This is a genomic window from Streptomyces tendae, from assembly GCF_008632955.1.
Taxonomy (GTDB): Bacteria; Actinomycetota; Actinomycetes; order Streptomycetales; family Streptomycetaceae; genus Streptomyces.
Genome location: NZ_CP043960.1, coordinates 172,859 through 189,444, shown reverse-complemented (window position 1 = coordinate 189,444; position 16,586 = coordinate 172,859). Strand labels below are relative to the sequence as shown.

Annotated in this window: 16 protein-coding genes and 4 pseudogenes; 7 read left to right on the top strand and 13 right to left on the bottom strand. The window is 68.9% G+C overall.

The window, feature by feature from the left end; genetic code table 11:
- Positions 1-134: 134 nt before the first annotated feature.
- Entirely contained in the window at positions 135-1,085 is a 951-nt protein-coding gene (locus F3L20_RS32580) for an AraC family transcriptional regulator (RefSeq protein ID WP_150157694.1), read from the bottom strand.
- Between the two features lie 114 nt (positions 1,086-1,199).
- Here F3L20_RS32580 and F3L20_RS32575 point away from each other — a divergent pair, with 114 nt between their 5' ends.
- The gene (locus F3L20_RS32575; RefSeq protein WP_150157693.1) at positions 1,200-1,952 is read left to right on the top strand and encodes an SDR family NAD(P)-dependent oxidoreductase; all 753 of its coding nucleotides are present in this window, start codon (positions 1,200-1,202) and stop codon (positions 1,950-1,952) included.
- Positions 1,953-2,151: 199 nt separating this feature from the next.
- Here the strand turns inward: F3L20_RS32575 and F3L20_RS32570 are convergent.
- A pseudogene (locus F3L20_RS32570) lies at positions 2,152-2,358 on the bottom strand (transposase); the annotation flags it as partial.
- Positions 2,359-2,366: 8 nt separating this feature from the next.
- Positions 2,367-2,825, bottom strand: a pseudogene (locus tag F3L20_RS32565) (pirin family protein); the annotation flags it as partial.
- Between the two features lie 95 nt (positions 2,826-2,920).
- Here F3L20_RS32565 and F3L20_RS32560 point away from each other — a divergent pair.
- Positions 2,921-3,397, top strand: coding sequence for a carboxymuconolactone decarboxylase family protein (locus F3L20_RS32560; RefSeq protein WP_150157691.1), 477 nt, complete (start codon positions 2,921-2,923; stop codon positions 3,395-3,397).
- Positions 3,398-4,256: 859 nt separating this feature from the next.
- On the opposite strand, the gene F3L20_RS32550 is transcribed toward F3L20_RS32560, so the two are convergent.
- The 9 genes and pseudogenes from F3L20_RS32550 to F3L20_RS35785 form a co-directional block, all read right to left on the bottom strand.
- The gene (locus F3L20_RS32550) at positions 4,257-4,913 is read right to left on the bottom strand and encodes a hypothetical protein (RefSeq protein WP_150157690.1); all 657 of its coding nucleotides are present in this window, start codon (positions 4,911-4,913) and stop codon (positions 4,257-4,259) included.
- A gap of 189 nt (positions 4,914-5,102) precedes the next feature.
- Complete coding sequence (locus F3L20_RS32545) at positions 5,103-6,167, bottom strand: CU044_5270 family protein (protein WP_150157689.1); 1,065 nt, start codon at positions 6,165-6,167, stop codon at positions 5,103-5,105.
- A complete protein-coding gene (locus F3L20_RS32540) occupies positions 6,164-6,802 on the bottom strand; it encodes an RNA polymerase sigma factor (protein WP_150157688.1) in 639 nt (212 codons plus the stop codon). Before F3L20_RS32540 ends, F3L20_RS32545 begins: the two co-directional genes overlap by 4 nt.
- A gap of 526 nt (positions 6,803-7,328) precedes the next feature.
- A pseudogene (locus F3L20_RS35505) lies at positions 7,329-7,503 on the bottom strand (IS5 family transposase); the annotation flags it as partial.
- Positions 7,504-7,664: 161 nt separating this feature from the next.
- Positions 7,665-8,030, bottom strand: coding sequence for a nuclear transport factor 2 family protein (locus tag F3L20_RS32530; protein ID WP_150157687.1), 366 nt, complete (start codon positions 8,028-8,030; stop codon positions 7,665-7,667).
- Positions 8,031-8,098: 68 nt separating this feature from the next.
- On the bottom strand, positions 8,099-8,335 hold the full coding sequence (locus tag F3L20_RS32525; protein WP_150157686.1) for a hypothetical protein: 237 nt from the start codon (positions 8,333-8,335) through the stop codon (positions 8,099-8,101).
- Positions 8,336-8,693: 358 nt separating this feature from the next.
- The gene (locus tag F3L20_RS32520) at positions 8,694-9,584 is read right to left on the bottom strand and encodes an NmrA family NAD(P)-binding protein (protein WP_150157685.1); all 891 of its coding nucleotides are present in this window, start codon (positions 9,582-9,584) and stop codon (positions 8,694-8,696) included.
- 84 nt (positions 9,585-9,668) lie between these two features.
- Positions 9,669-10,109, bottom strand: coding sequence for a MarR family winged helix-turn-helix transcriptional regulator (locus F3L20_RS32515; RefSeq protein WP_150157684.1), 441 nt, complete (start codon positions 10,107-10,109; stop codon positions 9,669-9,671).
- Between the two features lie 411 nt (positions 10,110-10,520).
- The gene (locus tag F3L20_RS35785; RefSeq protein ID WP_431193211.1) at positions 10,521-10,694 is read right to left on the bottom strand and encodes a hypothetical protein; all 174 of its coding nucleotides are present in this window, start codon (positions 10,692-10,694) and stop codon (positions 10,521-10,523) included.
- Positions 10,695-11,040: 346 nt separating this feature from the next.
- Here F3L20_RS35785 and F3L20_RS32500 point away from each other — a divergent pair, with 346 nt between their 5' ends.
- Complete coding sequence (locus tag F3L20_RS32500; protein ID WP_150157683.1) at positions 11,041-12,243, top strand: alpha/beta hydrolase family protein; 1,203 nt, start codon at positions 11,041-11,043, stop codon at positions 12,241-12,243.
- 112 nt (positions 12,244-12,355) lie between these two features.
- Here the strand turns inward: F3L20_RS32500 and F3L20_RS32495 are convergent, their stop codons facing one another.
- The gene (locus F3L20_RS32495) at positions 12,356-12,769 is read right to left on the bottom strand and encodes a hypothetical protein (protein ID WP_240811026.1); all 414 of its coding nucleotides are present in this window, start codon (positions 12,767-12,769) and stop codon (positions 12,356-12,358) included.
- Positions 12,770-12,801: 32 nt separating this feature from the next.
- Here F3L20_RS32495 and F3L20_RS32490 point away from each other — a divergent pair.
- The 4 genes and pseudogenes from F3L20_RS32490 to F3L20_RS32475 form a co-directional block, all read left to right on the top strand.
- Positions 12,802-13,203: pseudogene (locus tag F3L20_RS32490) on the top strand (TetR-like C-terminal domain-containing protein); the annotation flags it as partial.
- Between the two features lie 193 nt (positions 13,204-13,396).
- A complete protein-coding gene (locus F3L20_RS32485) occupies positions 13,397-14,296 on the top strand; it encodes a sigma-70 family RNA polymerase sigma factor (RefSeq protein ID WP_206338962.1) in 900 nt (299 codons plus the stop codon).
- Between the two features lie 219 nt (positions 14,297-14,515).
- Positions 14,516-15,022 carry a carboxymuconolactone decarboxylase family protein gene (locus F3L20_RS32480; RefSeq protein ID WP_167534761.1) on the top strand — a complete coding sequence of 169 codons (507 nt, stop codon included), beginning with the start codon at positions 14,516-14,518 and terminating at the stop codon, positions 15,020-15,022.
- Positions 15,023-15,135: 113 nt separating this feature from the next.
- Positions 15,136-16,398 (top strand): SGNH/GDSL hydrolase family protein, encoded by a 1,263-nt coding sequence (locus tag F3L20_RS32475; protein WP_150157681.1) that lies wholly within the window; start codon positions 15,136-15,138, stop codon positions 16,396-16,398.
- The last annotated feature ends 188 nt before the right edge of the window (positions 16,399-16,586 follow it).

The window sequence follows — 16,586 nt, the reverse complement described above, 5'->3', positions numbered from 1 at the left end:
CGGCCGACCAGGGAGGCCCGTGCTTCTGAACCGTTGTGACCTGACGGAAGGCTGGCGTGAGTGCGCGGTTCGTCGGGCTGTGTGCTGGTGTCATGGTGATAGTGGGCGGCGTGAACGATGACGAGCCAGCTTCTTCAGTCGTCGTTCCCGGCTGAGTGCTGCGGCTGTCGTGTTTGGTTTCGGAACTGTGTAGGTGATGAGCCGACTACGCGGCGGAATGCCGTACTGAACGCGCTTTCGGAAAGGTAGCCGGTGGCCTGAGCGAGCTCCGAGATCGAGAGACTGTCGCGGGCGAGCGCGTCGCGCGCCAGGCTCATGCGCCATTGGATGAGGTATTCCAGGGGCGGGACGCCGACGTGGTTCTTGAAGGAGGCGGCGAATGCGGAACGTGACATGTGGCTGATGTCGGCGAGCTCCTTCAGTTTCCAGGAGCGGGCCACGTCTGCGTGCATGGCGCGCAGGGCGGCACCGATCCCGTCCTCGTTCAGGGCGCTGAGCCAGCCGGTGGGCCGGTCGGTCTCAGCGGCATGAGCCCGCAACATGTGCACGAGCAGGATCTGTGCAAGGTGGTTCTCCACGAGCGGACCGCCTGGGGCGCGGACCCCGATCTCGGTGACCAGGAGGTCGACCAGCTGCCCGAGCGGTTTGCCATGAGGATCGGTCGCACGAACGGTTACGAGCGCCGGCAGAAGATCGGTCAGGAGAGCCGCGTTCCTGTCGTCGAACGCGATGTCGCCGAGGCAGAGGTAGAGGTCCTGTTCCGACTCCGGGCCTATTCGCACGAGCCCGTCCTCGGCGCTCGCCCACGCCGATTCCGCGGGACGCGGGCCTGTGTCGAGCGTACTGGCCAGCACGTAGGGCGGAGGGTTGCCGAGCATGAAGGTGTCACCTTCTCGCAGAAATACGGGCTCATGCCCTTCGATGACCAACCAGCACGCACCGCGTACGAGACCCCCGATCCGCACATGCGGGAACGGGGCGAAACGCAAAGCCCAGTCCCCCGTGGCACGAAGACTGGGACCGATCACCGTGCGGGGCCGCAGAAGGCCGATCGCGTCAGCCACTGGATCCCGAAACCCGAGCACTAACCCTCCTGGACGATACGTAAAGAAACCGCGACTTTACGTCATGGATTGTATCCCCGATTTCGCGCAGTGTGGATTTCGCAAGGACTGGCCCGCGAGTGGAGGAGACAGGACATGGGACAGCAGGAGCGCAAGACGGCGGTCATCACCGGGGGCAGCACCGGTATCGGTCTGGCCACCGCTGTGCGGCTGGCCGATGAGGGCGCGTATGTGTTCATCACCGGTCGGCGTGAGGCCGAACTGAGGGCCGCCGTCGAAACGATCGGTGCGGACCGGGCCACCGCGGTCGTCGGGGACATCTCCAAGCCGGAGGACCTGGACCGGCTCTACGAGGCGGTCCAGGCGAGGGGTACGGGTGTGGACGTACTGGTGGCGAACGCGGGGGTCGGTTCCTTTGTGACGCTGGAGGAGACCACCGAGGAACACTTCGACCAGATCTTCGACGTCAACGTCCGCGGCACGGTGTTCACCGTGAAGAAGGCGCTGCCGCTGCTCAAGGATGGGGCTTCGGTCATCCTGGTCGGTTCGACTGCTTCGACCCGTGGCGTGGCCGGCTTCGGCGCGTACTCGGCGTCGAAGGCGGCTGTGCGGGCCTTCGCGCGGGCGTGGTCCGTCGAGCTCAAAGACCGTGACATCCGCGTCAACGTGGTCTCGCCGGCATGGATCGAGACTCCCGGCGGCATGGCTGCCTTCGGCGACGAGGAGACCGTCCGGGCTGTCAAGGAGACCGTCGCCGCGACCGTGCCCAAGGGCCGCTTCGGGAGACCGGAGGAAGCGGCCGCCCTCGTCGCCTTCCTGGCCTCGGAGCAGAGCAGCTACATCGTTGGCGTGGAATTCCACGTCGACGGAGGCGCTAACCAGATCTGAAACGCACCACGGCGCAGCGCGTGCTCCCTACGGGTCGCGGGCGCTGCCTCCTGGCTGGAGGGGTTCCGGTCGAAGCGCTGCCGCCGGCTTGGATCGTTCCGGTGAGCCTGTAGGAGATCGCTAAGCCGCTGGTCCCGCGATCGTAGGTGTGGCCGCAGGGCGGGCGGCGTGCAGGACGCCTTGTGCTCTTCGAGGAAGTTTTGTGGATGTCGGCTCGCCTTCCCAGCGGGTCCGCAGGCGTCCGAAGCCGCGCAGCCACGCGAAGCCGCGTTCGACGGCCCAGCGGTAAGTGCCCAGTGCCGTGCCGGGTTCCGCGTCTGGCGATGGCAGGCACGATGCCGCGGGCGCGGACCTGGGCGCGGTGGATGTCGTGATCGTAGCCGGGGTCCGTGAACAGTGAGCCGGGCACACTCAGATCCCTGCTCCGTCCTTCCGGATCGGCGGCGGCGCGTACCGCTGGAAGTCTCTTGCCGTCTCACGGTGCTCCCCCGGCAAGGCCACCCACAACTGCACTCCGTGCAGGGTGGTCGTGCGGGCGGTGGACACCTCGGAATGGCTGATCCCGCGTCCCCCCGTCATCAGGTTGAGCTCGCCAGGGCGTACGTAGGCATGGGTGCCGAGGCTGTCCCGGTGCTCCATCTCCCCCTCGAACAGCCAGGTGGCCGTCTGCAGTGCTGTGTGGGGATGCGGTGGGACGTCCATCCCCCCGCGCAGGACGACGTCGTCGGGACCGTAGTGATCGACGAAGCACCAGGCGCCCACGAAGCTGGGGGCCCGCTGGGGAAGGGTGCGGCGCACGCGCGTGACCCGCGGACCACCGAGTGGCACATCGCGCGGGAGGCCGACGCGGACCCTTCCGGTCCCTGCGTGCGGTGTCCGGCGACGGGGTTGAACTCGGCATCATTCATGCCTTACCCTCCAGCATATAGTTGAACTTTCAATATTCTATTGACTTCAAGGAGCACCCGTTGACCACCGCCTCGACGCCGAGCCGCGACAAACGCGTGTTCATCGACAAGTTCGACCCCGACGTGTTCCGTGCCCTCGCACGGACCGCACAAGCCGCCGGCGCGGCGGCCTCCCACGCCGGGCTGCCGGTGACCCTGGTCGAACTGGTCAACCTCCGCGTCTCCCAGATCAACGGCTGCGCCTACTGCCTTCGCACACACACGCACGCGGCGCTCGAAGCCGGGGAAACGGCGCAGCGTCTCGGACTGCTGGCGGCCTGGAGTGAGACGGACGTCTTCACTCCCGCGGAACGCGCCGCTTTGGCGCTGGCCGAGGCGACGACGAATCTGAACGGCTCCGCACGGGGCGCCGCGTCGGCCGCCGCACGCGACGCGCTCACCGACGAGCAGATCTCGGCCGTCCTGTGGGTCGCGATCAGCATCAACGCTTTCAACCGCGTTTCGATCATGAGTGGACATCCGGTGAAAGAGGCCTGAGACCGCCCGGTTGAGCCATCGGCGCGCGCCTCCCCAGCCGTCTGCAAGCGAACGAAGGGGTCCCGCCCACGTCACACTCGCAAACATCCGCGGCAACGGGCTCGGGGACCGCCCGGCGGTCCGGATCCGCCTGCCGGTCCCGGTGCGGTCGGCTCCCTGGCGGTAGGTGGGGATGGGGACGAACTGCCGTTTGCTGCCGCGGCGTCGGCGCCGACTCCGGTCTCGCGTGGGATCCGGGGCGAGGGCGGACTACCGCCGGACCCCTTGCACGTGGCCGGCTCCCCCTGCGGTGCACACGACGAACGCAGGACGCCGGAGCCCGTGAGGAGCACGAGGTCACCGGCACCGACGAGTGGAACGTGACGATCGCACGGCCGTGACGGTTCTCGCTGCCGGGAAAGGCGCGGTCGAAGCTGGGGGGCGGCCGCCGTGGCGGCCGCGGCTGTGTCGGGGGCCCCACTGGCAAGAAGCACGCGAGTCCTCCCCGCCACCCCTGCCGGCCGCCGTCTCCTCCATGGCTGTACCTCCGCCTCGTCGGCCGTCAGGCTCCAGCGAAGCTTTGTGGCGACCCATTCAGTGACGTACCGGCAGTGCGCCTCGGCCGCCGTGGCAGCCACTGGGCCGGTCCTGGTCGGCCTTGGACCGGTTCGAGCGGGCGGTGACGGCCACCAGAGTCACTGCCGACCCTGGTCGTTGGCGTACGCACGCCGCTGAGCCGTCCACGCGAACGCCCCGCTGCCGAAGCCCGAACGCTCGACCGGTTCCCGATGACACGGCTGACGGCATGCCGTCTGGCCGAACCGTTCCGGTTTCGGCGGAGATCTCTGACGTTGGCGTGTGGCCTGGGCCTTGGTCGGGCTCAGGTAGTGCCCTCGCCAAGAAGGCCGACGACGCCCTCAAGTCCGGTGGCCCCTCCGCAGGTTCCGCTGCTCGACCTGGCCGAGAGACAGGACGAGCGGGCCCTGCCGGCCGGGGCCGGACCGATCGGGGCGCCGACCGCGGAAACGGAGACCTGCTTGCCGTCCTGGTACGTCGGCAGCGCGGTGTAGCGCTCGCCGCCGGCCGGCTTGTCCTCCGCATGCGGTGATGTGTCGAGGACCAGCCTGGCTCCGTCCGGCAGCACACGCTGTGTGCAGCGGCTGTAGGGGTGGGAGGCCGTGTCGGGACACTCGGACAACTGCGCGGGGACCGGAACGGGATACCAGGCGAGCTGTACGGATCCCTTGACCGCCCGCGCCCCGTCACCGAAGAGCAGCTCGGCGGCGGGCAGCCGGTCGGGCTTGTCGCCCTGTGACACTCCGTTGCCCCGCCTCTCGGCCGCCTTTCCTTCGGGCAGCGAGGGCTCCAGGAGATGCACCATCTGCTGCGCCGTCACTCGGGACGAGCCGTATGCCTGGTCACCCTCCTGACCGGAGGAACAGCCGGTCAGGACGCCGACGCTCAGGCCGGCCGACAGCAGCAGCGCGGCCACGGCTCTGAGCCGCTCGGCCGGCACCCGTCCGGACGGCTGGTCCACCGACGGGTCGGGGCTTCGCCAGCGCTCGGCTCGTACGCGAGCGCGAAGCAGCCGGGAGGTTCCGTGCGTCGCGCAGTCGCGCGGGACGGCGGCGAGAGCCTCTCGGCTCAGTTGGCATGGCAGATCACCGTTTTGGCGTGGGGCTCTGCCTCCACCCGACCCGGCGGGATCCCCGGGAGTGATCACCTCTCACACATCGGTCCCTCGCGTGCCCGGGCGCTGCTTCTGGGCGTCGACGACGGCCCGCTCCAGCACGGCGGTGCGTTCGAGGACTGTGCCGGGCTCGACGTCGTCGGTCTGTACGACCTGCACGGCCCGGCTGCCGAGATAGGTGTACGTCCTGCGGTCGAAGATCCACTCGGTGCGATCGCCGCTCCGCCGGTCGACGTGGGCCAGGGCGATGCCCTCACGTCCGGCGGCGTCCTGGGCACGGTCCACCACCACGACGCCGGGGATCTTGGCCGCGGCCCGGTACAGCGCCGCATTCAGTTCGGCCGGTGCGAGCTGCTCCTTGAGCAGGTCGCCGACAGTGGCGAAGGCTTCCTGGTCCGGGGAGTTCCCCTGGCCCTCGGTCTCCTTGTAGATCTTCTTCAGCAGGGCGTCCGGGTCGGTGGGCAGCGTCTTGAGGTAGTGGTAGGAGGGGCCGTTCAGGGTGCTCTCCACGTCACTGTCGAGGGAGACACCGCCCTCGGGCTGGTAGCCGGGCTCGTCCAGCCACCCCTGCTTGCCGTCGGGGGAGTTCCACGTCTCGCGGATGTGCAGCGGCTGGACCCAGGTCCGGGACTTGTCCGAGTCGGTGTGCGAGACGGAGAGGTAGGAGACCTTGCTCTTGGTGTAGATGTACTGGCCGGGGCCGGGTTCGGGCGTCTTGCCGGTCGAGGCGGCGGCGGCGATGCGCTCGACGGTGGAGGCGAGCCGGGCGGTGCTGCCGGTCTCGATGCGGACGACTGGCGCTTCGACCGGGTGCGGAGTGGCCGCGGTCGTAGCACTGCCCCCGGAACCGGTCAGCGTGGTGAAGGCGAATGCGCCGACCAGGGCGGCGGCGGTGACCGGGACACCGATCAGCAAGGCACGGCGTGCGATGCGGCGGAGCGGCGCAGGGGCAGGTGCGGTGCGCTGTATCTCGTTCATCAGGTGTTCCTCGAGAAGCAGGTGACGGGCGGGCGACAGCTGTGGGTCTCCCGGTGCCGGCAGCAGACGGGACAGTTCCGCGTCGTCCAGCGGCTCCTGTCGCCGCGACGTCCTGCGGGTCATTCGGACCCCTCCTCGTACGACTCGTGTGACCGGACCGCGGAAGTGCGGCCGCCCTGTACTTGTCCGTTGTGCGGTAGCGGTTCCCTGCTCTTCCTCAGTTCTTCGACGGCCAGCTTGCTCAGGCGTTTGCGGGCGCGGGACAGGCGGGAGCGCACGGTGCCGACCGGGACGCCGAGGACGGCCGCCGTCTCCGCATAGCTGAGCCCGGACCACACGGCGAGGGTGAAGACCTCGCGCTCGCTCCGGTTCAGCTTCTTCAGGCCCTGTTGGGCGGCGGCCAGCTGGTCGGCATCGGCCATGCGGCCGACGACTTCGTCCGCGAAGTCCGGAACCCCTTCCTTGGCCGGCAGGCGCTCCAGGGCTCGCTGGTGGCGGCGCGCAGCGCGGGTGGTGTTGCGCAGTACGTTCACGGCGATGCCCATCAGCCAGGGGCGCGCGCTGTCGCCTTCGTCCCGCAGCCTGGCGCGCAGCCGCCACGCCTCCAAGAAGGTCAGCGAGACGATGTCTTCGGCGACGGTCCAGTCCCCGGTCACGCGTACCGCGTGCCGGTGGACCAGTCGGGCGTGGTCACGGAAGAGTTCGCGGAACGCCTCCGGGTCGCCTGCCCGTATCCGGGTGTGCAGTGAGTAGTCCACGCCCCAGAGTTGTCCACGCGGCAGCACCGGTTCCTGTGGCGCGCGTCACACGGTCACGAGACATGTGCCCTCCGGGCGGGCTCCTGTCTTCCAGCGCCGTGGGGCATCGCCACATCGACGGTAACTCGGGACGGGAAAACTCTCACCGTCGATCATGTTCCGTACAACGTGTTTCTCACGGCACCGACTGGTCCTGACCGTACGGCTGACGGGCCCGGGGCCCGGCATGTGGTCATGCCGGGCCCCGGGCCGCATCGGACCACCCCGAGTCACCCGCCGAGGCGAACGCCGGGCGTGAGGGCGACGATCGGGTACGTCACCGGCGCAGGAAGAGCGACGGCAGCCCTTCCTCGCGGGTCGCGACCCCCTGATCCGTGTAGTCCGCGGTTTCCCGTCCCGTCCAGTCCGGGATGATTTGCCCGGACTGGCCCAGGTGACGGAACTGGCGTGGATCAGCACTGTCCGAGCCGAACTCGTAGGCGGTGCCGCGCCGTGAGCCGTAGGGGCCATACGGTACGAACGCACCGTCCGGGGTGGTTATGTGCTTATCGATGCCGAGGGTGGGGGCGTGCTCACGGAGATGTTGGCGGTAGCCACCGTCGACCCAGGTCTTGCACCACGGTGGGATGGTCGACGACGACCCTCTCGAGGAGGGTCTGGCCGGCGATGGAGTCCTGCACGCTCGCCGCGCTGACCGGGACTGTGCATCGTTCGGTGCAGCTCCCGATCATGGAGGATGCACCGAAGACCAGTGAGAACGTGACCGAGGCCGAGATCAGCAAGGTGGTAGAGCCTCAGCTGGCGAGGGCGTTCGACGACCAGTTGGCCGAGTTCGAAGACCTGACGGAGGCCTATGAGTCAGCTACTCGGGCACGGGAGTCTGTTGGTATACGGCCAGCGCCCACTCAGTCCCTCGTCGCGCATAAACACTCGACATCAGTGCCGTGAACGCCGGCTCCGCGCCTTCCCGATAGGCTCGCCCAAGATAGACCAGGGCAGCAGATGATTCGCTTAGGGGAATCATCCGCTCCTCAGTGATCTCGTAGGTTCGCCAGGGCGGCGCTTCGCTGAGCGAATCGATGACGTCCTGCCGGCGGAACACCTGGCCGTGCGCGAGCACCATGACGCCATTCTCTGTCATCAACTGACCATAGAAATCCCCGCCGGTTCCCTCGCACAGGGATTGCCAACCGCGATGCTCCAGCTCCAGAAGCTCGTCCAAGCCCATGTGCCGACCATACCCGCGACCTCCGCCATCAACCGAACAGCCACTCCTGTCGACGATCAGTCTGCGCATCAATCAACAAACCCGAGCACCCACGACCGACCCGCAAACAACGTCGGCCATGCGGTGGCGGTGGCCACGGCGCAGCGGATCACGTCCCTGGCCGACATCTGGCGCATCGACCAACTCATCGAAGAATCACCCCGTACGTCGTCCGCCGCTGCCTCGCCGCGAGCCGGCGAACGGGCACAGTGAGCCTTTTCAGCCTGCCTTTCCAAGGTGATGGCTTCGGCGGCGATGTCCGTCATGCTGTCTGGGCTGCAGCAACCGCAACAGCGGAAAAGCACGGGACGCCGAGCACCGTTGCGGATGGCCGGCACGGTCAAGCCTGTTCCGGCCATCCGCTGTACGGGTTCAGACGCCGGCGCGGCGGCGGCCTCGCGGGCATAGTCGGTGAGGTGTTTTGGTTGGCGTCCCGGGGCCTCCTGGACGTGGATCTTCACCTTGCCGTCGACCGGCGGCCTCTCGACAACCAGTGTGCCGGTGTCGCCTCGGGCACGCCCCCGGGAGCTTCGTGACTACTTCAACCGTGGGCGGATGCGTTGCCGTGCCCAGAGCGCCGGGACCGTGGGCACGATCGCGGGGCGTTCATCGCGGCCGGAGGGCTCAGGAACCAGCCACGTTTGTGGGCGCGGTCCAGCCGGTAGCGCGGATCCACTCGACCAGGTCCAGGGTGGCCGGCTCGATCGAGCGCACCACCGCGAGGTCCGAAGGGTATTCCGGCGCCTTCGCGAACTCGCGGAACATCGCCTTGTCGAGGTCGTTGGGAAGCACGCTCAGCGGGAGGGCCTCGTACCGTGCCGGGAGCCCGGCGCGCGCGCCGAACGCCGCGGCGATCTGGGGGCCCGTCAGCTCGTCGCCGACGAGCTCGACGGCTCCGCCGGGCGCCTCCGCGGTGTCGAGCAGGAGCGCGGCGGCGACCCGGCCGATGTCCCTGACCGAGATCATCTTCAGGGCGACGTCCTCCGGCAGCGGCAGCCTCAGCACGATCTCCCCATGCTCCAGGCTCGGTGCCATCACGCTCGTGAAGTTCTCCATGAAGGCTGTCGCGCGAACCATCGTGGCCCTGAGGCCGGACTTCCTCAGGTGCTCCTCGATCGAGTGCTTCGAGTCGTGGTGCGGCACCCCCGACTCCCGGTCCGCTCCGAAGACCGAGTTGAACACGACGTGTGGGACGCCCGCCTCGACCGCCGCGTCGACGAGCGCGGTACCGACGCGGATCTCCGCCTCGACCTCTTCGAGGCTGTTCGCTTCCGGGGTCATGAAGTAGAACCCCTCGACCGTCGCCAGCGCGGCGGTCAGCGACGCCGGGTCGTCGGCCCGGATGGCCGCCAGCTCGACGCCGCGGGCGGCCAGCGCCTGAGCCCGGTCGGACTGCGGGTTGCGAATCAAAGCCCGCACCGGCGCCTTGTGGTCCAGCAGCGCGTCGACCACCGCCCCGCCCTGTTGCCCCGTCGCGCCGAAGACTGCGATCGTGCCGGTCGCCTGTGTGCGCATCGCTGCCACCCTTCACTAGTTCATGGCATGAACAAAATTAGTTCACGGCATGAACGTCGTCAAAGGTGCGGGTGCAGCGGGACCTCACGGTGTGATGGGTTGGTTCGAGGTGGGTGAAGAGAGGTCCGAGGTGTCCACGATGGCGGTGGCCAGGCGCTCGAAGTCGCGCTGGTCGTCGGCGTCGAGGTTCCTCACGATCTCGGGCAGGCGCTTGGCGACCTCGGCGTAAACGGCCTCGGCGAGCACCTTCCCCGTGGGCGTCGCACTGAGCATGACGACCCGTCGGTCCTGCGCCGAGCTTGCCCGGTCGACCAACTCGCGCCGCACGGTGCGATCGACCAACTGGCTCAAGGCGTTCTTCGTCATACCCAACGACGCGGCGAGGTCAGCCATCTGCCGCGGCTCGTTCCTGACGGCGCAGAGCAGCGTGGCCTGCGAGGGGGTCAATTCGAACTCGGCGCAGATCTGCGCGTACTTGCGTTGAATCACAACCGAGAGCCAGAAGAGCTTGTCTCCATAGTCCACGCCGACCTCCCCGGTCCGATCACGAACGATCAGCCTACTCGTCGCGGGCCGGTAGACCACGCCACTCAAGGACCAGCTCTCCAGGAAGCCGAGGGCACTGTCGGGCCGGCAGACGCCATACGTTTTGGCTCCCTCCGTGAGAGCCCGCCGGGCTTCTCCAGGCTGATGCCGCGGGTGCGCTTGCCCTTGTTCCAGCAGTCGCCGCAGTGGACCTGGACAGGCGGGCTGTCCAGGTTCAGACCCTGCTCGAGCAGGCAGTCGGGCGGGCGGGGCCGGTCCTGGATACCCCGCTGCCGCTCCGCCTCCCGCTGCTCCGCCAGGGCAATCGCTGCCCACCGGCCTGACCTGCCGTGGTCGGCCCTGCGGTCGAGGCAGCCGGTGCCACGGTCGGGCCCGTGGTCGGGCTAGTGGTCAGGGCGTGTCGCCGAAGTAGTAGAAGCGGCAGCTCACACCCGGGCCGGGCGTGCGGGATTCGCCGCGGCGCGGATCGTACGGGGCGCGGACGCCGGGCCACCGTCCGAGTTCGGTGGACAGGGCCACACCGTCGTCGACTTCCTCGGTCCGCCACCTGCGGATGTCCAGCACCAGGCCGTCCAGCGGCCCGCCGACCAGTTCGGCGTAGGTCCGTTGTGGGAGCGGGCGGGGTTGGGGTCGTCGTGTTCGCGCCGTAGACCCGGCCGTTCGGAAGCCGGTATCGAGCAGACCCGCAGGACCTGTAACGCCTACGGCGACGAGGCTGAACGTTGTGGCGCGGTTTGAACACGTGGTGGTGCGCGATGGAGTCCGGTTTGTCCGAGCTGCCCTGCCCCCGCACAGGGCGTATGGCCCGGGCATGCGACCTGGGGCGGATCCGCCCCCTTCTGTAGCTGTACATGCAACTACCGCTTGTGAATGACGAGTTGAGGTACGTGGCCGCCTACGGTTCGGTGTCATGAACCTACGACGCGGTGCCACCGCTTTTGCCCTGCTCGGCCTGTCGTTCGCCCTGGTGCCCGGCGGCCCGGGCATCGCCTCGGCCGCCCCCGTGCCTATCTCCTCCGTCCGGAACACCTCGGAAGCGGGGATCGAGCTGCCGCGGCCTGCGGGCCGGTATGCGGTCGGGGCACAGATCCTGCACCTGTCCGATCCTCAGCGCCGCGACCCATGGGTGCCCTCGGCCCACAGGGAGCTGATGGTGTCGGTTCACTATCCCGCCCGTGCCCGAACGGGCGCTGCCGCGCCCTACATGACGCAGGAGGAGGCCCGGCTGCTGCTGGAGGCGAGGGGCCTGGCCGGTGTCGTGCCTGCCGAGGCTGTCAGCGGTGTACGGACCCACGCGCGGGTGGACGCCCCTCCCGCGTACGGCCGTTTCCCGATGGTGCTGCTCTCGCCGGGCTTCGCGATGCCGCGCAGCACGCTCACCACCCTGGCGGACGACTTGGCGAGCCGCGGGTACGTCGTCGCCGCCGTGGACCACGCTTACGAGTCCGTCGGCACGGCCTTCCCTGGTGGACGTGTGCTCACCTGTCTCGCGTGTGAGCGGGTCGCCACCGACCAGGAGCGGGCGCGGGTGGCCGTCGGCCGGGCCCATGACCTGTCCTTCGTCATCGACCGATTGACAACGCTGCGGGCATCGTCCGGCACGATCCACCGACACAGCGGTACCCCCTTTGCCCAATTGATCGATCCCCGGCGGATCGGGGTGGCAGGACACTCCATCGGGGGTGCGGCCGCCGCCGCGGTCATGCAGCGCGATCCGCGTGTGCGCGCCGGTGTGAACCTGGACGGGAACTTCTTCACCCCGCTCGCCGGGGCGGGCATGGAAGGGCAGCCGTTCATGATGATGGGCACCTCCGCCACCCACGGACCTGCCGCCCCGGACAGCGACTGGCAAGGCGCCTGGACCCGCCTGGATGGGTGGAAGCGCTGGCTGACGGTTGCCGGGGCCGAGCACTTCACTTTCACGGATCTGCCGGTCCTGGCCGACCGGCTGGGCCTCTCCGATCCCGCGGCGACGCTCTCGGGCGAGCGCTCGTGGCAGCTCACACGGGACTACACGGCTGCCTTCTTCGACACGCACCTGCGCGGTATGGCACGCCCTCTGCTCGATGGCCCCGCGGCCGACCGTCCGGAGGTCGGATTCCCTCGGATGTGACGGCGGGACCCTGCCACATCCGTCAGGCCGCAGGGCAGTTACCGCCTGCGTCCGACGGACGCGACCCTGCACCGCGTGGTCTCATGCTCTCGTCCATGACAGCCGACGACACTCATGCCGTAGCGGCGGCAGGGTCAGCCGGGGCGATACGGCTGAGGTGCTCCCAGGACCGGTACAGATCCGCTTGGGCTCGGTCCATCTCCAAGACGTGATCGAAGGACTGGCTGCCGACAATCAGCCGCCGGGGAGGATCCGGCAGTGTGGCCAGCTTCATGATCACCGGGGCCGCGGTGTCCGGCTCCGGCGCGACGGCATCGCCCCACATCGCCTCCATCTCGGTGCGCAGGGGCTGATAGTGCGCCAGGGATTCGGTGTTCGTGGTGCCGGCGGTGAACAAGCCGGTGTTGTAGCCGCCCATCTGCACGACGGTGACCTTGATGCCGAACCCTTCGACCTCCATCGCAAGGGCCTCGCTCACGGAGTCCAGTGCTGCCTTGCCCGCACCGTGGTAGCCGACGGTGGCCATGCCGCCGCCGCTACCCATCGAGGTGACCTGGACTTCTCGCCCTCAGTGAGGACGCCGACGGGCAGTCGGTCACCCTGCCCGACACCGGTGACCTCCGAGCCGACCTGGTGCTCGTCATGCGCGCCACGGTCGAGGAGTTCGCCGACCCGTCCTTCGACAAGCTGATCCGCGCTGTCAGCACCGAGCTCACCAACGACCCCACACTGGCGGCCGAGTGCCGCGAGAAACTGGCTCAGCCGCTGGACGAGGCGAAGAAGAAGCGCCTGCGCAGCGCCCAGAAAGCCGGCCAGCTCGACCCCCAGGCCGACCTCGACCTCGTCCTCGAACTGCTCTACGCGCCACTCTTCCAGCGGTGGCTGCACCGCAGCGGCCCGCTGACCCCCGCATACGCTGACTCGCTCGTCGACGCGACCCTCAGAGCCTTCGCCCCCTGACCTGCAAGCACCGGCAGCACCGTTACTACGGCACACGGTTCGCGGTCCAGGCATCGTGCTGCCTGTCGCCAGGAGTAGACAGGAGTAGACCCTCTGCTTCCTCCGGTGTTGCCGGGCAACGAGACCGGTGGGTGCAGCGTCACCTTTCGGGGGTGCGGTACGTCAGGGAATCGATGCCGTCGAAGAAGGGCTTGTGATCGTGAATCCACCTGAATTTCTGGCCGTGCGGTTCGAAGAGCACCGGCCACATCTTCGTGCGGTGGCGTATCGCATGCTTGGTTCCCTGGCTGAGGCGGACGATGCGATCCAGGAGACATGGCTGCGGTTGTCGGGTTCCGATGACCGCCGGATCGACAATCTGGGCGGTTGGCTGACGACTGTGGTCGGTCGTGTGTGTCTGGACATGCTCCGTGCGCGGAAGCGGCGCAGCGAGGAGCCGTTGGAGCAGCGGCTGCCCGATCCGGTGATCAGCCGCGACGGTGTGGGTGGGGGCGACCCTGAGCAGCAGGCGTTGCTGGCGGACTCACTGGGGCTGGCTCTGCTGGTGGTGCTGGAGTCGCTCAGTCCGGCGGAGCGGTTGGCGTTCGTGCTGCACGACCTGTTCGGGCTGTCGTTCGAGGAGATCGCGCCGATCGTCGACCGCACACCCGCGACGGCCAAGAAGCTGGCCAGTCGGGCCCGGCTGCGGGTCCGCGGCGCGACGCCGCCGCCGGATCCGGACCGGTCCACCGGGCGGCGTGTGGTGGACGCGTTCCTGACCGCCGCCCGCGGCGGCGACTTCGACGCGCTGCTGGCTCTTCTCGACCCGGACGTGGTGCTGCGCGCGGACGGCGGAACACTCACCGGTGGGCTGCGGACAATCCGAGGTGCCGCTGCGGTGGCCGGGCAGCTCGACACCTTCCGGCGGATGGCCACCGCCGCCACCACCCGCCCGGCCCTGGTCAACGGCTTCGCCGGCCTGGTGAACACCCTGGACGGGCAGCCGCTGTCCGTCATGAGCTTCACCGTTACCGGTGGCAGGATCGCCGCGATCGACATTTTGTCCGACCCCGTACGGTTGGCCCGGCTCGACCTCGCGTCCGCCGAGGACTGACCTCCTTCGGCTGCCGGCCCCCGCCCCGATGACCGTGCGTCCTCGCGGCGGGGGCCTTTGTCGTTCACGCGCACGCCACAACCGGCCTCGAAACCGGCCGAAGAATCTTGCGCTGGCCGGTCACCTTCGCCGCACGTGCGTCGTCAGTGCAGTGAACGAGCCGATCAAGCCGGCGGGCGAACAGCCCGCGCCGACGAAGGGACACTCTCCATGGACACGATGACCAACGGCCTCGCCACCCTCACCTCCCGGTTCTCCGACCCACAGCAGCTGGTCCCCGAACTCGGCGACGTAAGCACCGCCCTGTTCAAAATCATCGGTAACGGGGCGGTCCCCCGGAGCACCGTCACCCTGGTCCACCTGCGCGCCGGGCAGCTCGTCGAGAACACCTACCTGACGGTGATGCACACCGCCAATGCGCGCCGGGCGGGAGTACCGGAGGAGAAGATCACCTCCGTCGCCTCCTGGAAGGACGCCCCGTACTTCACCCCGGCCGAGCGGGTGGCACTGGAGCTGGTGGAAGCCGTCCTCACGCCCGGCGGGCACGGCCAGCGGGTCCCGGACGCCCTGTACGCGCGGGCGGCCGAGCACTACGACGCCACCGCGCTGGCCACCCTCGCCATGGTGATCGGGCAGGTCAACTTCTTCATCCCCCTCGCCCTGATCGGCAAGCCACTGCCCGGGGTCTCCATGGCCGAGCAGTGGCGCACGTCCACCACCGACTAGCCCTGGGCCCAGCCCTCGCGGGCCCGGCACGGCGCCAAGGCCGATCGCCGCCGGGCCCGCCCCCGCCTCTGCCCCACCTCCCCTGGCCAGCCCGGAAAGAAGAGCGTCCAGACATGAGTTCACCCCAGTCCAGCCCGCCTGTGCTCACACACGCCACGCCCGCCCCTGCCGCCGAGGCCGTGTTCCCGGCGTCCGGCCCCGCCGTCTGGCACGGCGCGTGGACCACGCCGGTCATGCGGCCCTCCGCCGCGCCGTGGTTCGAGACGTGGGCCGAGCAGGGCTTCACCGACCAGTCCCTCCGGCAGGTCGTCCGCCTCCACTGCGGTGGCAGCCAGGTCAGGATTCGGCTGTCCAACGCCTACGGCCGCACACCCCTGCACCTCACCGGCGCCACCATCGGCCGCACCGCCGCCTGCGCAGCCGTACACCCGGACACCATGCGCACACTGCGCTTCGCCGGTTCCCCCTCCACCACCATCCTCGCAAAGGGACACGCCGTCAGCGACCCGGTCACCCTGCCCACCGAACCGCTCGAACACCTCACCATCAGCCTCTACTTCAAAGAACCCACCGGCCCGGCCACCTACCACCAGATGTCCCTGACCACCACCTACCGAGCAGCCGGTGACCACCACAGAGACCCGTCTGCCACCGCCTACACCGACACGGTCCAGCCCGCCTACGGATCCTGGTACTACCTCGAAGGCGTCGAGACCTCTGGCAAGCACCGCCTGCCCCGCGCGGTTGTCACCTTCGGCGACTCCCTCACCGACGGGTACGGTGCGACCATCGACGGCGACGACCGCTACCCCGACGTCCTCGCCGAACGCTTCCTCGCCGCCGGCCGACCCCGCCCGGTCCTGAACGCCGGCATCGGCTCCAACAAGCTGCTGACCGACTCGGCCCTCGGCGGTGACGCCGGTATCGCGCGTTTCACGCGGGACGTCCTCGACCAACCCCACATCGGCACGGTGATCGTCCTGATGGGCGTCAACGACATCCAGCAGACCGACGACCCGGTGCCCGGCACCGGCCATGAGGCCACGCCGGTCACTGCGCAGCAGCTGATCGACGGGCACCGCAGACTCATCCGCGCCGCCCACGCCCGCCAAGTCAGGGCCGTCGGCGCCACACTCACCCCCTACCGGGGCGCGGCCGGCTGGTCCGCCGCGGGCGAGGTGATCCGCGCCCGGGTCAATCAGTGGATGAGAACCAGCGGCGAGTACGACACCGTCGTCGACTTCGCGTGCGCCCTGGACCCCGACGGCACCGGCAGCATCAGGGAAGACCTGCACATAGGCGACAACATCCACCCCAACCCCGCCGGATACCGGGCCATGGCCGACGCCATCGACCTGGCCGCCCTGGGGCAGTGACAACGGCTAACGAAAAGAGGTGAACCGAACCTGTCTGTCGTGTCTGGGCGGAGAATCGAGTGCGATGTGCCGTCTTCGTGTGGCACTGAGCCAGCTGCGGGTATCCCACCCTAGGGCAGCTGACCGGCCGCGAAGTACCACCGCCGTATCAGTGCCACACCCGGCCCCGATCCGACGACCAGCAAGGA

Bases quoted from the DNA above. Each gene is read 5' to 3' on its own strand.
- F3L20_RS32575 (WP_150157693.1), top strand. From the start codon at position 1,200: ATGGGACAGCAGGAGCGCAAGACGGCGGTCATCACCGGGGGCAGCACC.
- F3L20_RS32545 (WP_150157689.1), bottom strand. From the start codon at position 6,167: ATGACCCGCAGGACGTCGCGGCGACAGGAGCCGCTGGACGACGCGGAA.
- F3L20_RS32530 (WP_150157687.1), bottom strand. From the start codon at position 8,030: ATGGGCTTGGACGAGCTTCTGGAGCTGGAGCATCGCGGTTGGCAATCC.
- F3L20_RS32525 (WP_150157686.1), bottom strand. From the start codon at position 8,335: ATGACGGACATCGCCGCCGAAGCCATCACCTTGGAAAGGCAGGCTGAA.
- F3L20_RS32520 (WP_150157685.1), bottom strand. From the start codon at position 9,584: ATGCGCACACAGGCGACCGGCACGATCGCAGTCTTCGGCGCGACGGGG.
- F3L20_RS32500 (WP_150157683.1), top strand. From the start codon at position 11,041: ATGAACCTACGACGCGGTGCCACCGCTTTTGCCCTGCTCGGCCTGTCG.
- F3L20_RS32495 (WP_240811026.1), bottom strand. From the start codon at position 12,769: ATGGCCACCGTCGGCTACCACGGTGCGGGCAAGGCAGCACTGGACTCC.
- F3L20_RS32480 (WP_167534761.1), top strand. From the start codon at position 14,516: ATGACCAACGGCCTCGCCACCCTCACCTCCCGGTTCTCCGACCCACAG.
- F3L20_RS32475 (WP_150157681.1), top strand. From the start codon at position 15,136: ATGAGTTCACCCCAGTCCAGCCCGCCTGTGCTCACACACGCCACGCCC.